The organism is Pyrofollis japonicus (assembly GCF_033097485.1).
GTDB classification, from domain to species: domain Archaea; phylum Thermoproteota; class Thermoprotei_A; order Sulfolobales; family Pyrodictiaceae; genus Pyrofollis; species Pyrofollis japonicus.
The window spans coordinates 1,525,436-1,551,948 of sequence record NZ_AP028634.1 but is presented as its reverse complement, the minus strand read 5'-3'; the positions used below and the strand labels follow the sequence as shown (position 1 = coordinate 1,551,948).

General features: G+C 46.8%; 25 protein-coding genes, 1 tRNA gene and 1 pseudogene. 15 read left to right on the top strand and 12 right to left on the bottom strand.

Going from position 1 to position 26,513, the window contains the following annotated elements:
• Window positions 1-2 precede the first annotated feature (2 nt).
• The 3 genes from SBG41_RS08160 to SBG41_RS08150 all read right to left on the bottom strand — a co-directional run bounded on the left by SBG41_RS08160 (window position 3) and on the right by SBG41_RS08150 (window position 1,843).
• A complete protein-coding gene (locus tag SBG41_RS08160; RefSeq protein ID WP_317895051.1) occupies window positions 3-1,112 on the bottom strand; it encodes a hypothetical protein in 1,110 nt (369 codons plus the stop codon).
• 127 nt (window positions 1,113-1,239) lie between these two features.
• Window positions 1,240-1,611 (bottom strand): hypothetical protein, encoded by a 372-nt coding sequence (locus SBG41_RS08155; protein WP_317895050.1) that lies wholly within the window; start codon window positions 1,609-1,611, stop codon window positions 1,240-1,242.
• A 125-nt stretch (window positions 1,612-1,736) separates the two neighbouring features.
• Window positions 1,737-1,843, bottom strand: a tRNA-Cys gene (locus SBG41_RS08150).
• A gap of 74 nt (window positions 1,844-1,917) precedes the next feature.
• On the opposite strand from SBG41_RS08150, the gene SBG41_RS08145 reads away from it, so the two are divergent.
• Together SBG41_RS08145 and SBG41_RS08140 are read left to right on the top strand one after the other, a co-directional pair.
• The gene (locus tag SBG41_RS08145; protein WP_317895049.1) at window positions 1,918-3,063 is read left to right on the top strand and encodes a geranylgeranyl reductase family protein; all 1,146 of its coding nucleotides are present in this window, start codon (window positions 1,918-1,920) and stop codon (window positions 3,061-3,063) included.
• A gap of 3 nt (window positions 3,064-3,066) precedes the next feature.
• Entirely contained in the window at window positions 3,067-3,936 is an 870-nt protein-coding gene (locus tag SBG41_RS08140; protein ID WP_317895048.1) for a class I SAM-dependent methyltransferase, read from the top strand.
• Window positions 3,937-3,940: 4 nt separating this feature from the next.
• Here the strand turns inward: SBG41_RS08140 and SBG41_RS08135 are convergent, their stop codons facing one another.
• Window positions 3,941-4,387, bottom strand: coding sequence for a hypothetical protein (locus SBG41_RS08135; RefSeq protein WP_317895047.1), 447 nt, complete (start codon window positions 4,385-4,387; stop codon window positions 3,941-3,943).
• Window positions 4,388-4,505: 118 nt separating this feature from the next.
• Between SBG41_RS08135 and SBG41_RS08130 the strand changes: the two genes are divergently transcribed.
• Window positions 4,506-6,257, top strand: coding sequence for a S16 family serine protease (locus tag SBG41_RS08130; RefSeq protein WP_317895046.1), 1,752 nt, complete (start codon window positions 4,506-4,508; stop codon window positions 6,255-6,257).
• On the opposite strand, the gene udg is transcribed toward SBG41_RS08130, so the two are convergent.
• Entirely contained in the window at window positions 6,237-6,857 is a 621-nt protein-coding gene (gene udg / locus SBG41_RS08125) for a type-4 uracil-DNA glycosylase (protein WP_397470802.1), read from the bottom strand. The two genes, SBG41_RS08130 and udg, sit on opposite strands and share 21 nt — an antisense overlap.
• 224 nt (window positions 6,858-7,081) lie before the next feature.
• Here udg and SBG41_RS08120 point away from each other — a divergent pair, with 224 nt between their 5' ends.
• Window positions 7,082-7,864, top strand: coding sequence for a nucleoside phosphorylase (locus tag SBG41_RS08120; protein ID WP_317895044.1), 783 nt, complete (start codon window positions 7,082-7,084; stop codon window positions 7,862-7,864).
• Here SBG41_RS08120 and SBG41_RS08115 read toward each other — a convergent pair.
• Together SBG41_RS08115 and SBG41_RS08110 are read right to left on the bottom strand one after the other, a co-directional pair.
• Complete coding sequence (locus SBG41_RS08115; protein WP_317895043.1) at window positions 7,848-8,855, bottom strand: TIGR00269 family protein; 1,008 nt, start codon at window positions 8,853-8,855, stop codon at window positions 7,848-7,850. The genes SBG41_RS08120 and SBG41_RS08115 overlap by 17 nt on opposite strands.
• Window positions 8,833-9,039: a ubiquitin family protein gene (locus SBG41_RS08110; RefSeq protein ID WP_317895042.1), complete on the bottom strand. Its 207-nt coding sequence runs from the start codon at window positions 9,037-9,039 to the stop codon at window positions 8,833-8,835. Before SBG41_RS08110 ends, SBG41_RS08115 begins: the two co-directional genes overlap by 23 nt.
• A gap of 104 nt (window positions 9,040-9,143) precedes the next feature.
• Between SBG41_RS08110 and SBG41_RS08105 the strand changes: the two genes are divergently transcribed.
• Window positions 9,144-10,385, top strand: a complete 1,242-nt coding sequence (locus SBG41_RS08105) for a hypothetical protein (RefSeq protein WP_317895041.1) — start codon at window positions 9,144-9,146, stop codon at window positions 10,383-10,385.
• Here the strand turns inward: SBG41_RS08105 and SBG41_RS08100 are convergent.
• From SBG41_RS08100 to SBG41_RS08080, 5 genes and pseudogenes are all read right to left on the bottom strand, one after another.
• Window positions 10,369-11,229 (bottom strand): ABC transporter permease, encoded by an 861-nt coding sequence (locus SBG41_RS08100; RefSeq protein WP_317895040.1) that lies wholly within the window; start codon window positions 11,227-11,229, stop codon window positions 10,369-10,371. The two genes, SBG41_RS08105 and SBG41_RS08100, sit on opposite strands and share 17 nt — an antisense overlap.
• A gap of 3 nt (window positions 11,230-11,232) precedes the next feature.
• Window positions 11,233-12,246 (bottom strand): ABC transporter permease, encoded by a 1,014-nt coding sequence (locus SBG41_RS08095; RefSeq protein WP_317895039.1) that lies wholly within the window; start codon window positions 12,244-12,246, stop codon window positions 11,233-11,235.
• A gap of 2 nt (window positions 12,247-12,248) precedes the next feature.
• Window positions 12,249-13,790, bottom strand: a complete 1,542-nt coding sequence (locus SBG41_RS08090) for an ABC transporter ATP-binding protein (RefSeq protein WP_317895038.1) — start codon at window positions 13,788-13,790, stop codon at window positions 12,249-12,251.
• Window positions 13,791-13,945: 155 nt separating this feature from the next.
• Window positions 13,946-14,221, bottom strand: a pseudogene (locus SBG41_RS08085) (50S ribosomal protein L13e); the annotation flags it as partial.
• A gap of 68 nt (window positions 14,222-14,289) precedes the next feature.
• Window positions 14,290-14,751: an Lrp/AsnC family transcriptional regulator gene (locus SBG41_RS08080; protein ID WP_317896514.1), complete on the bottom strand. Its 462-nt coding sequence runs from the start codon at window positions 14,749-14,751 to the stop codon at window positions 14,290-14,292.
• Window positions 14,752-14,967: 216 nt separating this feature from the next.
• Here SBG41_RS08080 and SBG41_RS08075 point away from each other — a divergent pair, with 216 nt between their 5' ends.
• From SBG41_RS08075 to SBG41_RS08030, 10 genes are all read left to right on the top strand, one after another.
• A complete protein-coding gene (locus tag SBG41_RS08075; RefSeq protein ID WP_317895037.1) occupies window positions 14,968-15,258 on the top strand; it encodes a DUF211 domain-containing protein in 291 nt (96 codons plus the stop codon).
• A gap of 19 nt (window positions 15,259-15,277) precedes the next feature.
• Window positions 15,278-15,616 (top strand): methionine--tRNA ligase subunit beta, encoded by a 339-nt coding sequence (metG, locus tag SBG41_RS08070; RefSeq protein WP_317895036.1) that lies wholly within the window; start codon window positions 15,278-15,280, stop codon window positions 15,614-15,616.
• A 101-nt stretch (window positions 15,617-15,717) separates the two neighbouring features.
• Complete coding sequence (locus SBG41_RS08065) at window positions 15,718-16,839, top strand: saccharopine dehydrogenase family protein (protein ID WP_317895035.1); 1,122 nt, start codon at window positions 15,718-15,720, stop codon at window positions 16,837-16,839.
• A gap of 223 nt (window positions 16,840-17,062) precedes the next feature.
• Window positions 17,063-17,788 carry an ABC transporter ATP-binding protein gene (locus SBG41_RS08060; RefSeq protein WP_317895034.1) on the top strand — a complete coding sequence of 242 codons (726 nt, stop codon included), beginning with the start codon at window positions 17,063-17,065 and terminating at the stop codon, window positions 17,786-17,788.
• 287 nt (window positions 17,789-18,075) lie between these two features.
• Window positions 18,076-21,741: a COG1361 S-layer family protein gene (locus SBG41_RS08055; RefSeq protein WP_317895033.1), complete on the top strand. Its 3,666-nt coding sequence runs from the start codon at window positions 18,076-18,078 to the stop codon at window positions 21,739-21,741.
• Window positions 21,719-22,936 (top strand): ABC transporter permease, encoded by a 1,218-nt coding sequence (locus SBG41_RS08050; RefSeq protein ID WP_317896513.1) that lies wholly within the window; start codon window positions 21,719-21,721, stop codon window positions 22,934-22,936. The genes SBG41_RS08055 and SBG41_RS08050 overlap by 23 nt, the downstream gene beginning before the upstream one ends.
• A gap of 87 nt (window positions 22,937-23,023) precedes the next feature.
• The gene (locus tag SBG41_RS08045) at window positions 23,024-23,338 is read left to right on the top strand and encodes a signal recognition particle protein Srp19 (RefSeq protein ID WP_317895032.1); all 315 of its coding nucleotides are present in this window, start codon (window positions 23,024-23,026) and stop codon (window positions 23,336-23,338) included.
• An 89-nt stretch (window positions 23,339-23,427) separates the two neighbouring features.
• Entirely contained in the window at window positions 23,428-24,429 is a 1,002-nt protein-coding gene (locus tag SBG41_RS08040) for a PLP-dependent cysteine synthase family protein (RefSeq protein WP_317895031.1), read from the top strand.
• A 21-nt stretch (window positions 24,430-24,450) separates the two neighbouring features.
• The gene (locus SBG41_RS08035) at window positions 24,451-26,067 is read left to right on the top strand and encodes a CTP synthase (RefSeq protein WP_317895030.1); all 1,617 of its coding nucleotides are present in this window, start codon (window positions 24,451-24,453) and stop codon (window positions 26,065-26,067) included.
• 105 nt (window positions 26,068-26,172) lie between these two features.
• A complete protein-coding gene (locus tag SBG41_RS08030) occupies window positions 26,173-26,472 on the top strand; it encodes a hypothetical protein (protein WP_317895029.1) in 300 nt (99 codons plus the stop codon).
• Window positions 26,473-26,513 lie beyond the last annotated feature (41 nt).

Here is a 26,513-nt window from a genome sequence, read left to right as displayed (position 1 = left end):
AGCTATCGCTGATCGTGACGTGACGACTTTGGCCTTTGCTGAACCCCCTTTACCTCTAGCCCAGCCATTTTCGCTGCACGAATAAAATCCCTAAGGCTTAGGGGGAGCCACTCCTTAAGCTCATAGTAGAGCTCAACCGGCACTTCTCTTCGTCTCCCCCTGCTCCACCTCATAAGCTCAATGTATGCACGAAGCCTAGCATCTCTTGGACTCATAGTGCTCCGTATTGCTTGCTCGATGTCGCCACACGTTTCATAGCGCGCCCTTAGAATAATCTCGACTAGCTGGTTAAGCCGCGAAGGAACTCCGTGTATGTCGCCTCGAAGAGAAATCCTGCGCGGAATAGCTATTCCGCGCAATTTCAACCTACGTGTTGCTCCGGGCCGCGGCAAGATGTCCACAATACCGCCGAGAACAAAAGCATCCGCTGACAGAACATCATCAACGCCTAGATCCCTATCAGCGCTTGGATCAAGGAGTATAATCCTCTTGGCACCTCTTAGCTCTGCTGCTTCATCGCCTGGGAGAACACTAAAGTCCACCAAGGCACGCCCCATAAACGCGCGCAACCACTCAGCGACACCGGGCTCTATCCCGGCTATGAGTAAGTGGCGATCCCATAGGAAGCGCCTCACTACCCCCAGAGTAGCACCTATCTGGACTCGTAGGCTTCGTATTTCTCTTCCCCTATGCTCTCTAAGAAGACTCATATCAATTACTATGAGCGGTAAATAGTCTTCGATCCAGCCCAGCAAGTCTTTACGTAAACTGCAATAAGAGTTCTCGCTGAAAACCGCGTCGCAGCAGGCACGACCGCCTAGCCGGGCTGCGCAAAAGCGTCTCCCCTTATAGACCGTGCACTCCTCTATCCTTCCTTCTGACGAAGATGTTCTCTGTATGCATCCTCCCCATATAAGTGCTCTGAGGAGGATCTCACGGAACGCGCTAAGCCGCGGAAATCGGCGGCCACGAAAACATAGAGTCCCTACTCCATAACCGTAGAGGACGTCAAGAAGCGGTGAAGGGTAGGGAGCAGTACCACACTTCTCATCAGTTACCGTGAGGTTCTTCACAGCTATCACGGCTCTGCATGGGGGTGAGAGGAGGCTCATCACCTTGTTTTGCAAACGGTGTTTAGTAAGAGCCTTATTACTGCTTACCCAGATACATATATTTTAGGCTGTGAAGAGGGCTAGATATGCTGAAACGTGATGACGGTTTCTGGTGCCGAGCCTCCTCTCACTCCTCTTCAGCTTCTTCCAACTCCTCCAAGACATCCATGACGCCGGTTCTTGTATCGCTTACGACACTTAGCCCTCTCTGGCGCAGGGCCTCAACAATCCTTAGGGCAAGCGAAGAAACATCGTCAAGAACATCCTCAATGTAGTCTCGCGGGTTCTCCTCGGTATCTATTATTTCGCGCACATAGTCCTTAAGATTCTCATGACCTATCTTAACCATAATTCCACGACTGCTCTCAAACACCTCTATAAATATCGGTGCATTAGGATGTGTGATTACCACTTTTTCTCCGCGTTCCTCAACCCGGTATCCTGCCTGCTTTGCGAGCTTATTCACGATATCTTTTACAGTGCTCATAGAGCTCTGCATGAGAAGCCACACTCCCCTAGTCTCTATGGTTCTAGCTTTGTGCTAGTTAAGGACTTGTCTTCTATCCGGCGAAAGAGCCGGGGTAAGAACCGGGGTGATAGGGAGACACCAGCTGTGTTGTAATGTGGAGCCGGGGCCGGGATTTGAACCCGGGATCAACGGGTTTCCGCGATGGGCGGTCCTCAGAGCTGTCACTGCAGCCCGCCGCCTTCGACCGCTCGGCCACCCCGGCATCCTTCCACGTATACACTACCTCTTTGATGGGCAGCTTATTAACGCAACGCCTAGAATGATGAATAAGCGGGGATGATTGGCTCAGGCGGAGCTGATGGCGCTGCAGGGATGAGTTTAGCCTTGGCTGACCCCCTTAACAGCTACAACGTTGTAGTTCTCGGCGCGAGTGTCTCCGGGCTCGCAGTGGCCTCTAGGCTCAAAAATTCATCAGTTGCAGTTGTTTCGGCTTCTCATAGGCCGGGCTGGCCGCCTCACTGCACTGGACTAGTTAGCCCTTGGACTGCAAAAAGACTTGGCTGGGAAGCTGTTAGAGAGATATACGATACAGCCGTGTTCCTCAAAGATAATCTTGAAGCCTTTTGCTCAATAGAGTCCACTATGCTTGCCGTAAGGATTTCACGACCGTTGCTAGAGGAACTATTGGCGGAAAAAGTGCAAAGCCTTGGCCACAAAATACTGTTCCGTAGACGTGCTAGTAGAGTCGATGCCGAAAAAGGCTGCGTACATCTTAGCGGGGGTGCAAGGCTGTGCGCCGAGCAAGCAATTATTGTTGGGACTGGCTATGGTTCTTTCTCAAAGCTCTTTGGAGTGGAGAAGTGTGACAAGCTTGCAGGATTCGAGCTCCGGGCCAGGCTTTTGAAGAGATTGCCCGAAAACATCTTCTACACTATCCATGGTAGGCGATTCGCTCCCGACTTCTTTGCATGGATCGTGCCAATTAACTATGGCAGGGAGGCCCTCATAGGGCTCGGTTCCCTCGACGACCCGTTGCCGAGGCTCTCGGAGCTTCTAAGAGTGGCTGAGCGGCGAGGCCTTTTGGAACTAGACAGCATAATCTCTCATCGAGGTGGTACAATTGTTCGAGGACCACCTGCCAAGAGAATTCGTGCGGGCAAGGCCTGGGGGGTCGGGGATGTGCTCTGCGCATCGAAGCCTTTTACTGGGGGAGGACTCTATGCAGTAGCTGTCCTCGCTCCCGAAATAGCAAGGGCGATACATGAGCCAAGCTGGGAATCCGTTGTACAAGAGGCTTGGAGAAAGCTGAGGCACGAACTATTCTTGCAACGCTTATTAACAAGGATTTCGCTTCTCTTTAGAGAATTCTGGAGAGCAGCCTTATCCATCGCATGCATTAGTCACGGAGACCGATGCAAAATAGACTATGATAGGCATAGTTCGCTGCTCAAGTGCCTCTTCGCTTTCAAGCAGAGGCGATAAGCTATGACGAAGAAGAGGCTGCTAAGAGAAATCGCGGCCGAGGTCTACGGCGAGGAAAGAGCTAGAAAGATATGGTCGAGGATAGATATTATTGGCGATATAGCTGTTATTAAGAAGCCATTTGACATTAGCATCGAGGAGTTGAAACCGTTAGCTGAGGCTCTCCTCCAGAGACTACCCTATGTAAAGAGCGTCTGGGCTGCATCAAGCCCTATAGAGGGCGAATATCGCATAAGGAGATTTACCCATCTCGCTGGCGAGAGAAGAACTACCACGCTGTACAAGGAGCACGGTTGTGTGTTCAAAATAGATATAACCCGTGTCTACATTTCTCCGAGGCTCTCAACTGAACATAAGCGTGTAGCTGAACAAGTTAGGCCAGGCGAAGTAGTTGTTAACATGTATGCAGGAGCTGGACTATTCTCGATTATAATAGCTAGACACGCTAAGCCAAAAAGAGTCTACAGCATAGACATAAACCCATACGCGTATCAGCTTATGGTTGAAAACGTGAAGCTCAACAAGGTTGAAGAAGTCGTAATACCGATGCTGGGCGATGCTGGCAAAATAGTTGGTAAAGATATTAGGAACGAGGCCGACAGGGTATTGATGCCTCTTCCTGAGCTCGCATTACAGCACCTACCCAATGCCGTAGATGCTTTAAGGGGAGGGCGTGGAGTAGTCCATGTCTATCTGCATGTTTTTGCTGAGAAAGGGGTTGATCCTAGAAGGAAGGCTGTTCAGCTCATTGAGGAGCGACTTGCAGAGATAGGTGTTAAAAACTACGAGTTCCTTCTTGCACGAGTGGTTAGGACTGTTGGCCCTAGGAAGAGCCAAGTAGTTGTAGACCTTAAGGTAAACGAGTCTACTTAGTAGTTTAATGGTATAGGGAAGCTATTTTCTTTGCAGCAAACTCGAGTATTGCTTTAACGTCGTCAATATTGTCCTTTGTAACGCCTGTTACGAGTATTGATGTTACCTTACCATTGTCTTCCTCGAAGGAGTACTCTAGTCCCTCATAATTCTCCGATAGTCGTTCAAGACTAGTAAGAACGTATTTAATGTAGGGGTGGGACGCTGGGACGGGCTGGAGAAAGACCAGGCGAAAAGTGTCACGAGTCATCGATAGACGGGCAACTGGTTTTCCGCTCTTAGAGCGGTACTCTTTCCCGGCCGCGGATGCTGATATGTGGCCCCCAGGGCTGCGCGTACACTCAGCAATAATTTCTAGTAGTTTTTGGTAAAGCTGTATTTCTTGCTCAAGCTGCTCTATGCGTGACTCTATGAGCGCCTTGAGTTGTTCTATTTTTTCCTCTTCCGCCATTCTCTGCGCCCCTTAAAGGATAAAATACGTGTTCGCGCTCTCCTGCCAGGGCTGTATTTTGGGCAACAATACTATAATGACTTTCTCTAAACACCGGTATACGAGAGGGCTGGCCGGAATGGATAGGCGATATGCAGCGGCTTTGGCTATCTTTCTGTTATTTGTGGCGCTTGTTTCAAGCATAGCGCAGGCCTATAGTGTTAGGCTTGGCTTGCTTGCAGTGAGTGGTAGTAGGGGGGAGGTCATACCCGCCTTTGTTGAGATAAGCTACGATGGGCAGGGAGGGCTAACTATAGAACCTAAACAATATGTGCATGAAAGCGTCTTCTACTCGTTCAAGGTAGGCTACATTCTAGCTTCTCTCTTGTCCCATATACCTCCAGGCTCGGTATCGGTTCACGTTAGGATTCAAACTGATACCAGAGTTGAAGGGCCAAGTGCTAGCGGAATGATGGCGGCTATAACCTTTCTAGGAATAAGAGGCCTTTATCCGAAGAACGATACTACCATGACCGGCATGATTTCTCTTACAGGATTCATACTACCTGTTGCAGGCGTACCACAGAAGGTTAAAGCAGCTAAAGACGCCGGCTATAAGACAGTTGTCCTACCTTGCAGCGAAGCCTTAGAGGGTGTAAAAGGAATTAGAATAGATACTGCATGCAGCCTTGAAGAAGCAGCCGAGGCGCTCTCTGGGGCAAGGCTTATTGACGAAGAAATGTTCGGCTTAGCCTCCGCTGCAAAAGCCCTTAACACAACGCTAAGCACGATTAGAGACAGCGTTTCGGTATTTGATAATTATACACGTTTCTTCATAGAGACTGCGAACAAGCTACTCGATGATTACCAAGGTCCTAGGAAGAACACGTATAAGGCGTTAATTGAATTGGCGGAGACTGCTCTAGGAAGAGGAGACAGCTATAGTGCGGCGAGCATTGCATTCTATACTGTTGTAAACCTAGCAACTGAGATGGAGCGCGAAAAGGGCTTTAACTATATCGAAAACGTTACCAGCCTTAGCCTGGAACAAGCCATCAAGAAGGCCGAGTCTGTGCTTAATATGGCCGAGAAAGAAGTGGGCAATAGCTCTGTCTGCGACCTTTGGCGCATAGAGGCATTAGCTGCAGCGGCATCGCGGCTCTATCTCGCAAAGAACGCTGCAAACACCGGTGCAGACAAGGTGCTTGCCCTTTTTAGGGCGGTATCCGCTGAGTCGTGGGCGTTATTCTCGGAGCACATAAATGGTCCGAAAACAACTTGCGATTCCTTGAGAAACGCTATCCGGGACTACGTTGATTACGCGGATCTTTCATATAAGTATATACAGTCGTCAATAGAGTATCTCACCCAAAATCTATACATGCCCGACAACCGTACTATAGGTGCTTGGCTTAAAGACGCTGAGGATGCACTAGATAAGGGTGACTATGTTCTTGCGCTTGGGCTCGCAGAGGAAGTCATAGCGAGCTTCGAGAACATATTCATAGATTATGCAGATATACCGTTGAACCATGTTGTTTCGCATACATTCTATATCCTGGAAAACACCGTCTTCGGTCTATCATCATCTATTGAGACAATACTGTACCTAGACTACGCTATACACTATGCTGGCGAGGTTGGTGAAATCGTGAATATCCCTAATTTTGCCTCAACGCTTGGCTCAGAAGCCAGTGTGTGGAGTCTCTTTGGGCTCTTCTTCTGGAACACGCATCAAGAACAAGCAAGTATTGTCCCCGTAGAACATACAGCACCAGGAGCAGTTACACCGGGAGCACCAATACCGCTCTTCATAGAGGCAAGCATCTTGGCTGTATTGACCTACGCGGTGGCTTTGCTAGCGCGTAGGTCATTTCTTGAAGAAGTCTAGAAGACTCGTTTGCCTAGCTTGACTACTGCCCCTCTTCTCTCCACTGCTAGGTCTTCTTATTCTCTCGACCTCTCTTCGTATGACTTCTGCAAAGTCTTTTTCCAACGCTTCCCTAATCTGCGGCCTATATAGCGCCGCTGCAGGATGATAAGTTACAACTATGCGCAATCTCACACCAGAAATAACGCCGTCATAGACGTGGCCATGCTGCTTACTCATACTATGCCATTTGTGGCCGGCTTGTTCAAGCAGAACTCTGGCAGCGTGTCTCCCTAGCGCAATTATTAGCTTTGGCTTGATGAGTTCTATCTGCCTCAGGAGGTATGGAAGGCATGCGCTTATCTCGTCGTCCTTAGGGTCACGGTTGCCTGGAGGACGGCATTTAACAATATTTGTTATGTATACTTCTTCTCTGCGAAGCCCCGCATCAAGGAGTAACTTGTTTAAAAGCTGGCCAGCTGCGCCAACAAATGGCCTTCCTTGCAAATCCTCGTTGCGTCCAGGAGCCTCTCCAACAACCATTACATCGGTATCGAGCGGGCCCTCCCCTGGCACAGGGTTGGTGCGATATCTGTGCAGTCTACACTTGGTGCAGTTCATTATTTCTTCTACGAGTTTTTTGTAAGCATCTTCTATATCCTTGGATACAGGCAAGACGTGGATGACCTCGCAGCGGCGCGGCCTACCCGATGCCGCTTATTAATAGATGCGGCCAAAACTTAAGGTAGCAGCCCCAATGCGTTAAGAGTACCCGGTGCCGTACCCTGAGCCTAGACGAGACAAGTGCTTCTGAGCCAATACTTAGAGGGAAGATGTACCATATAATGCTCGGACCCGGCGATATACCTTCCTACGTCTTGTTACCAGGTGATCCCGGTAGGATCGACCTAATAAAGTCAACTTGGAGTAGCGCACAGGATCTAGCTTTTCACCGTGAGTATAGAAGTGCCAAAGGAGTCTACAAAGATGTTGAACTAGGAGCTGTAAGCACGGGGATAGGAGGTCCCTCAACAGCCATCGCTATTGAAGAACTAGCACGTATAGGAGTTCATACATTTCTCAGAATAGGCACCACTGGCGCAATACAGCCAGACATAGAACCTGGCACACTAATAATAGCATCCGGAGCTGTAAGATTTGACGGAGCCAGCCTGGAATACGCATTCCCCGAATACCCGGCTGCAGCCTCTCCTGACCTCACCATGGCGCTCATCGAGGCCGCTGAAAGACTTGGCTATAGTTATCGCGTAGGCATTGTAGCATCGACCGCAACATTTCATGTTGGCCAGAGCAGGCCTGGGCTCAATGGATACGAGTGGAGCCTTAGCCGCACTAGGCTCCCCGATCTCCAGAAAATGCGTGTCCTAAGCTTCGAGATGGAGGCTGCAACCATCTTCACGTTAGCTAATATCTACGGACTCCGGGCTGGATGCATATGCGCAGCGATAGCTAACAGGGTTACAGACAAGTTCGTTGCTAGTAAAGGAGTACGAGAAGCAATCATTGTTGCAAATGAGGCCCTACGGATTATATCCAAGGCCGATAAGAAGTATGGGGTAAAGATTCACAGCTTAAGCGAGCTCGGCAGTGTCATTGACTCCGGATAAGGCCTTGGTCTGTTAAAATCTTTCTTATTTTTTCCCTAACAACCGGCCCCAAGGGCTTTCCTGCAATTCTGCGTGTTAGCCTACAAAAGCTGCATTCGCTGCCTGCAGAGATTAGGCCGCAGTACTTGCACTTTCCTACTGGCTCGTCCCCGGCAATCCGTTTATAGAATTCGAGCCTTTTTTCAAGCCTCCTTATGAACGATAATTTTATACCTGGATGTTCTTCTTCAAGCTTATTCATAAACTCCTTTATTCTGTCCTCGATCGGCCGCTCTGGTCTAAAGGGACATTCCTCGATAACAACGGGTAGCTTACTTACAAGGGCGTAGAGGAGTGCTTCTTTCTCATAAACCTCGTAGAGAGGGCGGAGTCTACCTACAGCAATGCCATCTATGCTTGGTGTTGAAGGCCCGAACTTGGCGAGCGCTTCAATGTCATGGCTAAGGAAAGATTTGATAGAGTATGCTATTATGTCGTCAGCGTTGTGTCCCAGCGCTATATAATCAGCACCTATTTCAACTCCTATAGCGTTTAGCATGTAACGCTTTACAAGCCCGCAGATACTACACACGGGGCGTCTACTCCGACGCGCAAGCTCGTAGACCGTGAAGCCGATTAACTCTTTTAAATCAACCGTGATACAGCTGACGCCAAGCTCCTTGCATAGGTTAGTTACCTTGCTAAGGCTTTTCTCACTATACTCGCGAAGCCCGAGGATAATATGAACACCTACAACTGTTACGCCGTACTGCTTTGCTATTTTTGACAGCGTTGCTAGCATTGTTGCACTGTCCTTGCCTCCAGAAACGGCTGCAACAATAATGGTGCCTTTTCTTAGAGCATTCGTCTTTCTAAGAATTCTTTCGACTTTTGACTCAATAAACTCCTTGAAATGTTCTTCACAAAGCCGGAGCCTTGCATACTTAATCTCAACTATCGCCTGTCTATCACACTTGCTGCATTTCCTATTAACCGCCACTCGTTGCGACATAGACTTCTACCTCATCTCCATCATTAAAACATGTGTCCTCGAGAACCGGCTTACCCTTGTATACTAGTACGACTGATTCGCTTGAGTACCCTAAGAGCCTTATAACTTCACGTCCACAGCCGCTTTTCGTATCTATAACGACTTCCCTGTTATCAGGATATATCCGTACAATAAGCTTAACCATTCTCAAATACCCCCGTTTTCGCAGAAGCAAGGTTTTCTTTTATACGGGAACTACTAAGGTTTATTACTATACCAGACGCATTAAGGTAACTCTTAGATGGTAGTATGGCTAAGATACGGGAATTTGATAGAACCATTCCCTCGACTAGTCTAGGCATATGGTACTGTAAACCAGTGATCTGTTCACATAAAGCCTTCAACATTAAGGAGCCAGATGCGCAAACCCCGAGGTTCTCCTACGACCCCGTTGAGGTATTGCTTGGCAGTATCGCTATACGTGATTATAGCGAGAAAGCACGCATAATACTAGCACTTAGACCAGACATAAAAGAACTTGACTATCTAGATTTTCTTCTGAGAATACTGCGCGAAGTCCTGAAGACACAGTGGAAGGCACCAATCCCATTCCAGGTGATGTATGTTGCTGAGAGGCTCACCGAGTACCAGCTTGCAGCAATAAGGGGGGCGGGCATCTACGCTGTCAACATAGATTCGTTAAAAACAGGGACAAGCGACGAAGCATCCTTTATGCGTTTTGTAAAGACTCTTAGTGATAGACTGCGCGAGATTTTTGCACAAGGCCCTGGATACCTAGTACTCTACGGAAGCGCTGAATCACTTGCACTTGTTAAGAGGCTATGGGAGCCTAGAATAGTTGCACGCCACGCTGTTTTCACAAGCCTGCCTCCCTATATTGAAGTGACAATGCCTACAGCCGGAGACGCTCTAAAGAGGCTTGCAATGCTCTTTTATGGGAATCTGTATGAGCTAATCGATGCAGATACTTTGTCTCAAGTAGTATTAAAAGCCGAGGAAAACTATACAAGAGCTCTTGAAGTGCTGGCCAACGACCCGCTGCTCGCGTTTTACTCCAGACAAGCTATTGACGATGAAGAAGCCAGACCTGAAACTGCTTTCACGCACTACGCCCTTAAGCTAGCGGCGATAAAACATGTAATAGATATCGGTATTGATCCCTCAACCTTAAACGTCGAAACAATTGTTGCAAACGTGCCGATTGATATAAGAATTGAGCGAGGATGGGGAAGCAGTATAGCGATTGAGATAGAGACATTGTTTGGTAGCGGTAACCCGGTCACAAGGCTGTCCACAATAATAAGAGAGCGTCTCTCACTCGGGTACAGCGTCTGGATAATCGTGCCGCCAATGCAAGCATTCATGTATAAACCATATATAGAGCTACTCTTGAATCGCTTTGAGAGCCGTGTGGAGTTCTATACACTTAATGCATCAAGGCTTACGCTTATACCGGTAATGGAATACTATGAAGTGTTGGAGCGAGTCCTTGAAGCACTAAGAAGGCAAAGGGTTAGCGAGACCAAATAGCAGCAGGCGGCTTAACGTGCATGCGCTCATAAAGCGCGGAAATTACTGCAAGTGCTGCTATTACCACAAGGTACGGAATCGCATCAGCTATTGAACCGGGGACGCCGATAGCCTCCAATAAGGGCCTTACCGTGTGCAACACGCCCACCAGATAGGATGCAGCAACAACACCTACAGGATGCCAATAGCCAAGTATTGTTATGCCAAGGCTCATCCAGCCCCAGCCCAGCAAAGACATCGAAACCCAACGAGCACCTAGGGGCCCGTTAAAGAACAGAAAAACCCCAGCAAGGCCTACAAGAACTCCATTTACAAGAAGCGCTATCAACCGAACAAGTCTAACGGGAACGCCGAGAGCTTTTGCAGTTTTCTCGTTCTCCCCAACGCTTCTAAAAACATAGCCAATCCACATTCTGAACAACATAACATACATTGCCGCTGGTACAATGATGAGAGCCAAGACCTCAACAGTAACAGTACCTGTCCTGCCAAGGCTCGGCACAACGGATCCTCCACTTACGCCTCCTATGACATCTCCGAGCCCTATTCCCAAGAACACTATTGATAGCCCGGTTACCGCCTGGTCAATCCTAAGGCCTAGTACAAAGAAGCCATAGATTAATGCAAGAGCAATGGAAGCCGATAAGCCGGCCAAGAGACCGTAGAGGGGGGAGCCCGTATGCAGAGACACTAGAGCCGTGGCGCCTGCGCTCAAGTATATCATGCCCTCGAGGCCAAGGTTGAAAAGACCCGTCCTTTCTAGGAAGACTTCGCCAAGAGCAGCCAGTGAATATACAGTAGCGTAAGGTAGTGCCTGTATAAGCAGCGACTCTATGTTTACCATACTTTACTCCCCTCCCCGCCTCAATGCAAGCGTTGTAAACGCTAACATTGATAAGACGAGTATCGCTTCAAGGGCTAGGACGAGGCTATCACTTATCCCGTAAAGCTGTAGCATCGATCTAAGCGAGTAGAGGAGGGATATGAGTAGGCTGGCTGCAAGGGCGCCTATTGGATGAAGGCCCCCCAGCCACGCTGCAAGTATACCCATGTACCCGTATCCCCAGCCCTGCAGCCCTATGCTCCTTAGTTGTCGCAGAACAACTAGAAGCATAGCTGCTCCGCCCATACCAGCTACAAAGCCTTGAATAGCTGATACGAGCAAAATAGTTGAGGAAATACTTACTCCATAGGTTTGTGCAGCACGCCTTGCATGTTTCACCGCATCAATAGCTACACCGTACTTAGTGTAGACAATGAAGAGTTCAAGCAAGACGCCAATAAACAAGACTAGGGCAACGCCAACACCGAGGCTGAGTGACTGGGCCCGTGGAAGCATGGCTGTTCTCGTATATCCACCTTGTTGCCAGGGCCCAGCAACCAGATAGTTGACAATACCTATTGCAACGTAGTTTAACATTAAGCTTGAGAGGATCTCGTTTACCCCAATAAATATTCTCAAGGCAGCAACAACGAGGCTATAAGCCATTCCCGCAAGGCCTGCAAGCATGAGTGCAAGGGATACAGCCAAAGAGGCTCCATGGCCTTCGAACACATAGTAGAGGAGCCAGAAAGCAGAAGCTGCTCCAAGAATGACTTGACCTTCGGCACCAATAGTTATGAATGCTGCACGGTAGGCAACTGCGAGCCCTATGGCGGAGGCAGCTATAGGGATAAAGTATGGAAGTGCTGCACGCCACGAACGAGTATCAGCAAATCCCTTCACAATTGCTGTAACTAGTCCCTTGGCTCCCAGCTCTGTATATGCACCTATGATACCGGCTAGACTAAGAGAAACCAGTATACCTATTACAAGTCCCACAACACCATAGATTATTTTCTTGATCTCTGTAGTTGCCATGGCTAGCTCACCGTCATGGCTTCTGCTATCTTTTTCATATCAAACGGCCTCGAGGCTTCATACACTATTCTACCACGGTTCATGACTAGTATCTTGTCAGAGATTTCAACTAGTTCGTCAAGGTCTTCCGATATTACTAGGACTCCTGCCCCTCGCGACGCTTCTCGCATTAATAATGTACGGATAGACTCAGCTGCTTCCACGTCGAGGCCGCTTGTAGGATTAGAGGCAATTATAGTGCATGGCTCCTTGTACAGCTCTCTACCAACAATATAGCGCTGCATGTTGCCGCCGCTAAGTTCATCCACCCTGGCATTAATGCCTGGTGTCTTAACTTTCATTTCTCTAATTATTTTGCTCGTTATTCGACGAGCCATCCCCCAGTCAACTACCATGTTAAACCGAAACGGAGCCTTGCTAGTAGAGTACAGGCCAAGAACCGTGTTAAATACAAGGCTTTTTCCAGGGACAACAGCCCAGCCAAGCCTCTCTTCCGGGATAATCGCTGCACCAAGCTTGCCCCTCATGAAGGGGTTCGCAGCAGAGACCTCGTGCTTGCAAAGCATTATAACTCCTTTTTCGGGACGACGCAGCCCGATCAGTGTTTCGAAAAGTTCTCGTTGCCCGTTTCCAGCGACACCTGCAATCCCGACAATTTCTCCCTCTCTTACGCTAAAGGATACGCCACGAACTGAGTACTCGCCATGAGGGCCGCGAACCCATACATCGTTTAACTCTAGCACCTTTCTACCTATGCTTCTGCCCAGTAAGTTTCTTCGCTCCTTCATGTACTCCGCGACTTTCTTAATACGCTCGCCAAACATTAGGCTAAGTATCTTAGATGTGTCTGCTTCTTCTCGCTTCAATACTCCAACAAGCTCGCCTTGTCTCATCACAGCTATCCGGTCAGCGACCTTAAGGGCTTCGTGAATTCTATGAGTTATGAAAACTACTGCACGATCTTCCTCAGCAAGCCGCCTTACAAGCTTTATGAGGTTCTCTGCCTCGATTGGAGAGAGGTGCGTGGTAGGCTCATCGAGTAAAATTACCTTAGCATTAAGAACTAGAGCTTTGATTATTTCAACCCTTTGTCTCTCGCCAAACGAGAGCGACCAGATCCTGGCCTCAGTATTTACTTGAAGACCGTAGCTAGCCTCTATTTTTTTAACCAGCTCGCGAACATTTCTCGCCCCGACTTTCATACCTGCGAGCCTTGCAATAAGCACGAGGCTTTCCACGACACTGAAGTTTTCAATAAGCATGGGGTTCTGAGGTATCAGTACAATACCTAACCTCATAGCCGCACGCGGATCGCTGAGCCGCACTTTTTGACCATTATACATTATGTCGCCGCTTGTAGGCTGCAAAAGACCGGCTATTATACTGACAAGTGTTGTCTTACCAGCACCATTCTCGCCAAGAAGGGCCAATACCTCGCCGGGGAATATGTCTAGGCTCACGTTCTTGTTAGCAACAATACCTCCCGGATACACTTTTGTTATATTGCGCACTGATAGCAGTGGTATACGCTTTTCCGACTCCACACTTTTTCCCTCAGCGGTGCCTAGACACCACCGAGACAACAATAGGTATGATGTAACCATGAGGCCTTGGACCGTAAAACATTAATTAACTTGAGCTAAGCTGATAAGTTACTGTATTGACACAATAATTGAATAGTAAAACTCCTTCTGGCTTACTACCTCCTATAGCCTATTGCTTCAAGATATTCTCTAAGCGCTTGCACGTTCCAATCCCACTTGGTTTTGCGTCTTTTATCGACGTGTATACCGAGTCGCATTGCCTCCTTAGGGGTAAGGCCTACTTCCTTTAACTCGGCTATACTGAATCCCCTGCCTTCCCTTAAGCCGGGGTCGGTACCTCCATAGCTTAATAGCCTTGGCTTTTTCACTATAGGTCTCGGCCTCTCCACGCCCATGGATGGACCCCGCTTGCTTGCTAGATAGTGGAGGTGTTTAAGCCTTCTTCTCGCCCGGCTCTATGCAAAAAGGCAGCTAGATTCCGATAGAAAACAGGAAAGCATTAATTATCTGAAAGAATGGGTGAAGCAATGTCCTCCTTAGTAACCCTTAGTATTATACTTGTGACAGTTCTTTTGACAAAGGGAATCCGGTTTATCCTCTTAACAAAGTCGTCTAAATCGTTTACATCTCTAAATCGAGCAATAACTGCTACATCATAATCTCCCGTTATGTCATATACGGCTATAACGTTTGGCTCTGTTGCTAAGACTTTCTCAGCATCTATGATCTTTTCACCTTCAACTTGGAGCAGCATTAGCGCCGATATGGTATAGCCAAGTGAATCATAGTCCGGGATTATCGTGAATTTCTTAATTATACCTGTACTAATCAGCCTCTGTAATCTAGCATGTACTGTCGAAACAGCTAAACCAAGCTCGCGCGCAATCTCCCTTATGCTGGTCCTTGAATTTCGGGCAAGTATTTTTAGAATCCTCATATCGATATCGTCTAAGTGCCTCATCCGCGCCAATTCTGGCGCCACGGAAGTCTAGTATAGGACTAGGCTATAAGATGATTCAGCCTATCGTACGAGACCATGTATCGGTCTTAACCTAGGAGCGCTGAAGGCTCCCTGAGGTAGAGGAAATAGAAATAAAAGCCTTGTGCGTGTTTGTAGAGATTTATCTGGCAGATAAAATCTCCATAGCCGGAACTCTATGAGGTGTTAAAAGAGACCTTGAGTGGGCTTCGCCGCCTTGTTCTTGACGTTCTAAAACCCTTGAAGGAGCCCTCGATAGTGGATGTCGCACTCGAACTGAGCAGGATTAAGGGGGTTGACGCTGTAAATATAACTGTGAACGAGGTTGATGTTGAGACTCTGAGCCTTACGGTAGTAATTGAGGGTGAAGATATAGATTTTGAATCTGTAAAGAGGGTTCTGGAGGAAGTAGGTGCTGCAATACATAGTATAGATCAAGTGGTCGCTGGCAAGAAAATTATTGAGGTGCCGCCGAAACCCGCAGAGTAAAACAATACGGTGAAACAAGATGAGCAGCAACAGTTACATTTCGATAGAAGACTTTGCGAAAATAGATTTACGTGTAGGCAAAGTTATTGAGGCTGAACACATACCCGGTACACGCCTCCTAAAGCTGATAGTTGACTTAGGCAGCGAGCGCAGGCAGATAATATCCGGCATAGCGGAATACTACAAGCCCGAAGACTTGATAGGTAAGAAAGTCGTGGTCGTCGCCAACCTCAAGCCAAAGAAGATTAGAGGCTACCTGAGTGAAGGCATGATACTTGCAGCTGGGTGCGAGAAAGGCCAAAGACCCGTTCTTGTAACCGTGGGCGACGAGGCCGAGCCTGGATGGAAAATATGTTAGGGAAACCCCTAATACGGTTTAGGAAAATCAACACCATTTTTGCCTCACTAAGCTCTTTAAACGATGCCGGTGTTTCCTAGTTACGTGGGCACGTGGTTTCTTTGACGAGGATATGCCTCATAGGATTTGGTAGAGTCGGCGAGATTACAGCAGAAATCTTGCGCGAGAATAGCATGGATCCAATAATCTACGACGCCTCCGGTGAAAGAGTCCGAAATGCTGAGAGGAAAGGGTTTGAAGCACATCTTATAGACATAACGGAATTTTCTGCAGCAACAAGAATTGCTGCCACTTGTGATATAGCCGCGACAGCGCTGCCTAGCAAGGTTGCCGAGAAAGCACTAACTAATCTCATAAACGCAAAGATAGGAGCCATTGTTGACGTGTCATATATTAAGGATCCGTTGGAACTCAAGAGTATCGCGATAGAGAATAAGGTAAAGGTCTTTGTCGATGCAGGACTTGCACCAGGTTTTTCAAATATACTTGCTGCCCATAGCTGTGAACAATTCGATACATGTGAATCAGTGAACATTTATGTAGGAGGCATTGAAAAGGAGAGGACGACCCCCTTTGGACTCGTAGCTTCTTGGTCAATAAGCGACCTTTTAGAAGAGTATCTTAGAAAGGCTAGGGCAAGGCTACTTGGGAAACAAGTATTCTTAGACCCGATTGAAGACGCAACAGTAGTAACCTTGCCAGGGCTGGGCGAGTTCGATGCAATGCCGACAGACGGGCTTAGGACACTTCTAGTATCGCTCGCCGATGTCGATAACATGGTTGAATATACCATAAGGTATAGGGGGCACGTTGAGCTACTCAGACTCTTACGTCGAATAGGGCTACTTGACAACAAGCCGTATGTAGCGCATGGCTGCTCCATATCACCTCGCGACTTACTGGTACGTATATTAGAGGAAAACCTTCCGCGCAAAAACGATAGAGTAATACTATATGTGCATAGTAGCGGATTCAAGTCGGACAAGTATATGACTATTGAGTACATTCTTGACGAGAATCAAGAACGTCTTAAAATTGATAGACCAGTCTTATCCTACCTAACGGGACTAGTACATGCATGGTTTATCATGCTTGCTGCGAGAGGAGCTGGGCATATAGGGCTAAACGCGCCGGAAGAATTTAGCCAAAAGCTTAATGACTTAATACACTTCCTCGAAGAACATCGCATTAGAGTAAAGAAGAGGAGCTGCATTGTAGAATAGTAGGGTTCACAATGGATTAGGGCGAAAAATACCAAGAATAACCAAAAGCTCACTTAACGATGCAGTTAATTAGGAGATTCTTGCTTCCGCTGTACCGGGCAATGAGGACTGGTATTACCATTGAGTGGTGATAGGGCCCTTCCGCTACCGAGCCCTATGCGATGAAGAAGGATTATCGGGCTGAAGTATGACGAGTGTACCCTCTGGCTGAGCAGGTGAAGTAATGGCTCACGAAATTGTCATTCTTAAGGATGTCGTAAAGATTTATGTCACAGGCAAAGTCAGAACATATGGCCTTCGAGGACTCAGCCTAAGAATCCAGGAGGGAGACTACATAGCAATAATGGGTCCCAGCGGCTCTGGGAAATCAACACTCCTCAACATTATGGGATTGCTGGATCGGCCTACGTCCGGGAAGGTCTTAATAGCGGGACGAGATGCATCTAAGCTGAGCGATCGCGAGGCGGCAAAGCTTCGTAACCAGTTTATTGGGTTCGTATTTCAACAATTCAATCTAATCAACAGGCTGACCGTCTTTGAGAACATCGAACTACCGCTTATACCTCGAGGAATACCTAGGTCAAGAAGACGCAGCCTTGTAACAAGAGCGCTTTTAGATGCAGGTGGAGAATTAAGCTGGTTACCAAAGAAGCCTCTTGAACTGAGCGGTGGACAACAACAGAGGGCAGCAATTGCAAGAGCTATAGTTGGTAGTCCAAAATTAATCTTGGCAGACGAGCCAACAGGTGCACTGGATAGAAAGAGTTCAAGGATAGTTATTGAGACATTTACGAAACTGAACAAAGAGGGCCACACAATAGTCATTGTGACCCACGACCCAGAAGTAGCTAATTGTACAAACAAGATTTACCAGCTGCGAGACGGAACAATAGTTGGATCTGAAGAGCCCGATCGATCGAAGTGCATCTTAGAAACCATAAAGCCTTAATCAACCTCTGACGGAACATACAGTACCACCACAGAAATGCAAATCATAACATTTTAACTGGAAAGAACAGTTTTAAGAACATAGGGAATAAAGCATTGAATCGATTGCTACTTGCAGCGACCTTTGCACTGATCTTCTTCACGTACTTAGTTACAAGTTCAAGCACAGTGACAGCTTCTAAATGGTATACCGTACCCCTACCTAGTTGTAATATGACAGAAAGACCCTATGCCATGATACGGGCTTACATTTCTCCGTTCCCTTACCCAGGTGCCATTAATGATATCATGTACTTTGACATATATTCGCCAAACGTAACTGGCTCCATTACTATGAGAGTTAATATGCCTCAAGGATGGTATCCCCAGAGCTTCAACAAAACATTATTTTTAAACAGGGACGAGACCACTTTTACAATTAGAATAAATATTCCACAAAGTGCTAAGCCCGGAAAATACCTAGTTCGCATTGTTCTTGAAAAAAGATGTGACACAAAAATAATTCGCAGCAAAGGCTACGTCTGGGTGACCATTGAGCCAAAGCCTAGGCTGAGCCTTAGCGTTGAGAAAGCAGCATTCACTAGCGGCCGAGCGTATCCTGGAATAAGCAATACTGGTATCCAATTCGATATCCGGAATAACTCTACGTACAACATAGTTGCTGTTGAAATGACGGCAAAACTTCCTAGAGGAATACATGTGGCAGACACAACTTCCCCGAATTACCATGATGTTTTCACTAGGAGCATCCCCCCGGGATCTATGGTCTCAATAAAGATACCTGTTAGCATTAGCCCTTATCTGGAACCAGGCATTTACACGATGTTCCTTAACTTTAACGTGACTATAGAAAGTGAGGGTGCAAGGGTCAAAATTCCATGGGAAACACAGATTCCGCTGTCGGTGCACAATGTGCCAGTACTAAAGACAATTATATTGGGTAGGGGCCTTGTTACACCCTATGCCTACCCCGGCGAGCACTCTGCAAAACTCTTGCTCCGAATGCTCATCAACGAGGAGTTCACAATAAGAGATGTATATGCCACCATCGTCCTTCCTAGAGGCTTTACAATTAACGGATATAGTGTGTACAATGTAACCATGAGCGGCCTATCTATAACCTATGGCGGTTCACTTACTATAGAGGCTACGCTCGATGTGGATAGTAGCGTTAAGCCTGGCACATATGAGGCAAACATATCCATAACTGCTTATGGGTTTGAGAAAGATGGCTCTATAGGGTTAAGACACTTTACGACAACTATACCAATAACGGTTCTTCCAAGCGCCAGCATAGAGGTCAGAGCAGTGTCCATAGACTGGATTGACGGGGCTGCCTATCCAGGCGAGATAGGTGAGGCAATTAAGCTTGTTTTGAGAAACTATAACCCATGGCCCTTAAGGGCCGTAGCGCTTAAGGTCGATAGCGATCAGCTTAACATAAGCAATACTATCTTGCTCAGCAATAACTTCATAAACTATGGAGACGTGCTTGAAGTAAGAATACCCATAAACATACCTAAGAACATTAAACCGGGAAACTACACCTTACGATTCGAAATACAAGCACTAATAGATGAGGAAGGACAAAAAACTATAGGAATATCAAGGTTTAACGCAACACTTCCGATTAAAGACGCGCCCAGTCATGTGCTAAAAATCCTGGATAAACGTTGGTCAAATATAGTCATAGCAAATAATACTTATAGCGCATCTCCTCGACTTCTCCTCGAATATTGGGGAAAGGATAGAATTCATTCAATACTAGTCGAAATAACTAATTTGTCTAATGCACTCATCAGAGGTAACTCAGAGAACCTAACAATAGTTTTTGACGAGCCAATAGAAGCGGGAAGACCGGTTTGGATAACCTTACCCTCTATACGCGTGATTAACTCCTCGGAGCCAGTTGCACTAGGCGTTGAGATAATTACGACCCTTATAACTCCTAGTGGTGCGCTATATAAGACGCGAACGAGCGAATTAATTGTAATACCCCCCGTACTAGAAAGGGATATTTTCAAAGTGACAAATACTGTGTATTTGACCAAATACATTCTGCCAGGTGCAAGAGATGCTAGGGTATCCATTACACTTCTTAACACCGTCCCGGAAACTGTCCATATAGTAGGAGTACGTACATGGAGCAAGAGTAATTACATTAATGTAAGTATTGCGAATTCTTGCCTAGATACGCCAATACCTCCATCACATACATGCAATATTGTACTATCACTATATATAGATAAGAACATTGTACCCGGTACATATAGCGTAGGCGCCGAGGTATGGTACGGCTACGAGAATGATATAAGAATATCAGTTCAAAATATAAGTATCAAAGTGCGCATTGATGATATAAATAATCATCTTCCCAACCTAAAGATATCTGCATACTGGTCGCTAGCGCCAGGTTCGCCGCCTGTAAAAGTTGTTCCAGGAGACATTGCGCCCCTGCGCATAATCATCTTCAATGCCGGCCCAAGTACCGCGAGAGGAGTCAGAATAGACGTTGACTCAACAAGTATTGGAAAGATTGTTTCACAGCCCTCCTCATGCAACGCAATACCTCCTGGCTCACAATGCGTATTGACAACCTATATCGAGATATATGGGGACCTCAGGCCCGGGACATACATAGTGCCGATAAGGATAGAATACGTCTATACAGATTACACTGTATACGATGTTATCAAGAAGGAGGTCAAAGTAGAAATCCCGATCTATGACCCTAATGCAGCCATTATAACTGTTGATCCATACTGGCTATCGCCTCCGACTCCAGGGAGCAGAGGCACGTTGCTCGCAATACGTATAATCTATGACCCATCCATTGTCTCAAGTATACAGCATCTAGAACTGGTTATGCCTTCTGGGATATTTGATCCAGATACCGGAGAACAATTGGTACCGGCAAAGCCATATAACGAGTACATTGCCATACTTAGTCGTGGTCAATTAGCTGATGTACTCGAAAAAATAGCATTAACGCAGGGAGGGCTCGGCTCAAGCGTCTTTATCGCGAAGCTTGGCATAAGTAGGGATCTCAAGCCAGGCCTTTATAACGCAACACTACGGTTATACTTTGTAGACAAGGCTGGGTACATACATGTTGCCAAGGCGTTGGTGAAGTTGCCTCTTATCGGCGGCACACCCTATGTAGCAGTAAGTGTCCCGAAGAGCACTGTACTTCGCGGTGGATTAGCCAACCTATCTATCAGGATAACGAATGAGGGTGATCTTCCAATATACAATGTATATGCCTCTCTAATACCTTCAACATATACGGCTTTTCCGCGTAGTGCAACCAAGTATATCCCTATGATAGCACCGGGAGAAACCGTGACACTAAACTATGTACTAAACTATAATCCTGCATCATTTAGCTCAGCATCGTCTTATACATTTAACGGGATACTGGCGATTATTTATGAGACCGCAACGGGGCTTAAGGAGATCTTTAACACAACAGTCTCCACTATATTACGCACGCCGATAGTACTAGCTATTAAGGAATTAGAGGCTAAATGGGTGAACAACACGCTAATTATTGAGGGCGTTATTGCAAACATTGGCACAGAGAGTGCCAAAACCGTTTCCGTACTGGTAAGCACCCAAAATAAGAAGACTGTGTCTATAATTGGCGATATAGATTCTGGAAGCGAGGCGCCTTTCAGAATAGAGGTTCATACTCCATATACAAAGTATTGCAACTTGACAATAAAGTATCATGACAGTTATGGCGCAGAATACTCGATTACAAAAACTATCCAAATAAGTAAAACCATTATGCCGAAAAACGTGAAAACAGAGAAGGGAAAAAAGAGCAATAACCAGTTTTACAGAAATGCCTGCATTACTGTGCTAGTTTTCGCCGGGCTTGCTGTGCTAGCCTTGAAACTGCTAAGAAAAGAGCGGGTGCAAATCAGTGATGAATCTGCTAGAAGTAGTTGATTTACTCAGACTAGCTGTGCGAGTGCTTGGGGAGAAGAAGGTCCGCAGCATATTGACAATAATAGGGATAGCTATTGGACCAACCGCACTAGTAGCGATACTAGGCGTTGTAGAGGGATATTCTAATTATGTTATTAGCCAAGTGCAAGGGCTTGGACAAGACTTCATAATTATAATGCCTGGCTCAAGTTATGCACTTACATCCGATGACTTGAAATTCCTCAAAAAGCTCCCTGAAGTAAAATACGTTACACCGTTCTATAGTACGCGAGTGAAGGTGAAACAGGGAGGAAGATATATTGATGCATCACTTTATGCGGTCGACCTTGAAGTATTCTTTAAAGCACTAAAGAAGCTCCGAATAGAAGAAGGCAATATACCTCCTCCAAGTGACGTAGTTGGGGCAGTTATAGGCAAGTTCATAGCATTTGATGATAAAGGCAATAGGTACTACCATGTCGGCGATATAGTTACACTGAAATATTACAGTATAAAGGAGGGAAGAATGAAGACTAAGAACGTAAACGTTGTGGTGCGTGGTATCCTAGGTGAGTTCGGTAATGCATTCTTTGTTAATCCCGACACAACAGTATTTGTGCCATTCGAAGCGGGTAGACGGCTTTTCGGCTTTAGTAAGTGGACCGGAGTGATTGTAATAGTTCGCGATCCTGCTTACGTTGAGCCGCTTACGAGGAAGCTTAGAGAGATATATGGTGAAAGAGCTGCAATAATCTCCTTAATAGAGATATCAAGGGTTATTTCCTCAATAACGAGTGCTATGAGACTCGTAACTGTGGCAGCTGGCAGCGCTGCCTTTATAGTCGCTATTACGGGTATAGCGGCGTCAATGATCACATCCGTGATGGAACGTACAAGGGAGATTGGCGTGCTTAAGGCGATAGGTTTTACAAATATCGAGATTATAACTTCTATACTGTTTGAGTCACTTGTCATGAGCGCCCTTGGAGGGCTAATAGGTATAGGGCTCGGCTCGGTAGGAGCTTATGTACTTTCTCAGCGGGGGTTTGTTATACAAGGAGCTGAGACTGTTGTCATAAAAGCACCACCGGCAATAAGTATCTCGCTTATAGCGGAAGCGTTAGCTGTAACAATAGCCGTTGGCGTGCTTGGGGGATTGTTGCCAGCGTATCAAGCTTCACGTATCCCTCCAGCTGTAGCACTCAGATATGAATAAGTAGGTACAGGAGGAAAGTACACCGTAACGATTAATGAGAATAGATAATAGCTCTGTACTCGTTGTGTTGGTTCCAGGGTTTAGGAAGTGAGCAAAGAGTACCGCGGCAAAAGAGTTGTGTTATGGCCTGTTAACATAGATTCTTCGGCCTCTCGCGGAGAAGGCCGTAAAATACCTCTGCGTGATGCAGTTAGGAAGCCGCGCGTCGAGGAAATCGTTGAAGCAGCGAGAAGATTAGGCCTAAATCCTGTTGTGGAAGAGGCACGTTATCCAAGGAAATGGTGGGAGCAAACAAAGAGGATTATTGTTGACAAGGCTGGCTCAAAGCTTGAGACTCTTAGGAGGATAGCAGCTGAGGTAAAGCGCTTAAGAGAAGAAAAGAAGCTCCGCCATAGCGACTAGCTATTTCTTTCCACGCGTGAAAAGGACTATTAGCGCCAGTATTCATACCTAGTACCAATCGGCGCGTACGGGCTCCTGGAAACCAGGAGGTGGTTCTCATTTCGTCTCTTATTCTTAACAAGCCCAGTACTAGAGCCGAATTGCTTGAAAAAATAGGTAAGTTACTATACGTAATTGGTCAGACACCTATAAAGTGCTTTAATATTGGTTCATACAAGCTCTGCATGAAGCTAGAATACATTAATCCAACTGGGAGTCATAAAGACCGTATAGCCCTCTACATGGTTAAGAGGGCCGCAGAGGAGGGGATAGTAAAGCCAGGGGACTGTATAGCTGAGATTAGTAGTGGGAATACTGCTACTTCTGTTGCATGGGTTGCTTCAAGGCTTGGCTTGAAGGCACTACTATTTGTAGAGAAGCACGCCTCGGAAACAAAGAAGAATCTAATTAGGAGCCTTGGCGGACAACTCGTGGAAATAGGCGATGAGGGGAAGGACCGCGGTTGGGCTATGGAAGAAGCGGAGAGGAGAGGATGTTATTTACTAGACCAGATGTCTAATGATGCAAATCATTTTGCACACTACGAGACAACCGCGATGGAGATCCTGGTTCAAGTCGGTGAGTGGATTGATGCCTTTGTTATGGGTGTTGGAACAGCAGGCACAGTAACGGGTGTCGGAAGACGCCTTAAGGAGACCATAGGTTCAACGCTCGTTGTCTCGGTTTCGCCTAAAGACTCTCCAATAGTTGGAGGCAAAGGAGAAGGTGAGACTATCGAGGGACTGACTGTAAGCATTGTGCCAGAACTCTATAAGAAGTATGGCAAGTATGTTGATAAAGCAATTGGTGTTGACCCTGGTGATGCAATTATCGGCGTAAGTGTGTTAGCGTCGGTTACTGGAATACTACCCGGACCATCGACGGGTGCCGCCTTTGTAGCTGCAACGAGGCTTATAGAGCAAGGGCTCCTAGACAGGGGCTCAACTATATTAATCATTGCAGCAGATAGAATCTTAAGATATCCTTCAATTCTCAGAAAGCTGAGAGTAGGAGCTAATGGAACCGAGCTACTAAAAATCTGGCAACAATAACCGTTTCCTACCGGGCCGGATATGACCAAGTACATTTTTGTCACTGGTGGCGTCCTTAGCAGTGTCGGAAAGGGAATAACAACTGCCTCAATAGGGCTGCTACTTAAGTCCAGAGGCTACTCCGTAACAGCCATAAAGATAGACCCTTATCTCAACGTTGATGCAGGTACTATGAACCCATATATGCACGGAGAAGTTTTCGTCACGGAGGATGGTGGAGAGACAGACCTTGACCTAGGCCACTACGAGCGTTTTCTTGACATCAACCTCTCGAAGCGCAACAACATAACAGCAGGCCAAGTATACCTTGAAGTAATTCAACGTGAGCGACGGGGAGACTATCTGGGCCAAACAGTGCAAGTAATACCACATATAACTGATGAAATAAAGTCCCGTATACGAGAAGTAGCAAAGGGTTCGGGCACGGATATAGTCCTCGTTGAAATAGGTGGAACTGTAGGCGACATAGAGGGATTACCCTTCCTTGAAGCAATAAGGCAGATGCGGCTCGAAGAAGGCTACGAAAACACAATGTTCATCCACGTAGCACTTGCACCGGTGCTAAGCACTACAGGCGAGCAAAAAACGAAGCCTGTTCAACACAGTGTACAAGAGCTAAGGCGTATAGGTATACAGCCAGACGCTATTATAGCACGCAGCCCTCGTCCACTCGAGGACGAGCCTCGACGAAAAATAGCGCTCTATGCTAATCTTCCGCCGGAGGCCGTGTTTAGCAACCCCGATGTTGAGGTAATTTATGAGGTCCCTCTCGTACTTGAAAAACAAGGACTCGGGTCATATATTGCTAAGCGGCTCCGCCTTGAAGATAAAGAGCCCGACCTCTCCGCCTGGATCGATTTTATTGAGCGCGTCAAGAGAGCCGACAAGAAAGTCCGTATAGGCATGGTCGGCAAGTACACGAAGCTAAAAGATAGCTACATAAGCATTATAGAGGCCGTACGCCATGCCGCTGCAGCTTTACGTGTAAAACCCATACTTAACTGGTATGAAGCAACACAAATCGAGCAAGGTAAACTAAACCCAATAAAACCTGTAGAGGAGAACGATGCCGTAATAGTTCTCCCTGGCTTCGGTAGACGAGGAGCCGAAGGCAAAATAGAGGTAATTAAGAATGTAATAGAATACAAGAAACCATTCCTCGGGATATGCTTCGGGATGCAACTCGCTGTAGTCACTATCGCCCGGCACCTAGCAGGAATGGAAAGTGCAAACAGCACCGAAATAGATCCCAACACACCATACCCCGTGATCGACCTACTAGAGGACCAACGATTTGTTGACAGACTGGGTGGAACAATGAGGCTTGGAGCAGCACCGATCATGCTAATATCAAACACGCTAGTACATAAAGTATACAACGGCGCTGAAATAATCTATGAAAGACACAGACACAGATACGAGGTCAACCCAAAATATCTTGATAAACTAGTTGCATCCGGCATGGTAGTTTCAGGCTATAGCCTCGACAGAGGGCTTGTAGAGTTCATCGAGCTAAGAGATCATCCATTCTTCGTGGGAAGCCAGCCGCACCCAGAGTTCCATAGCCGACCCATGAAGCCAGCACCACTCTTCAAAGCCTTATTAAGAGCCGCCCAGGGAATTCCGCCAGCAGAGTAGAGCCCGAGGAGGCCACATACCTTTTATCCGAAGATACTGGCTACGGAACAACCCGGGTGTAGGCTCAGCTGAGCCTTGAAGCCTTCTATTCACGGGTGTTGCAAGTTGCAAGGAAACGCTAGTAGACGGTACTGGCTACTTGCGCGGCCCGGCATACTGAGAATACTGGCAATACTATATGAGTACGGCGCTATGCCATTACACCACATACCCAAGTATGGCATGGGGGTTGGGACAACATATAGGAGCGCACGTGAAGCCGCAATGCTTGGGCTCATTAATCTCTATCATTGCGGTAATAGTAAGTGTGCCAAACTAACTGAGGACGGGGAAAAAGTTGCAAGAAAAATAAAGGAGCTTCTTGATGTTCTTGAGGATCTAAAGCTTATTGAACCCAAGCCCTAACAATAAGTAACCACATTAACGTACAGAAGAACTGTGTAAGG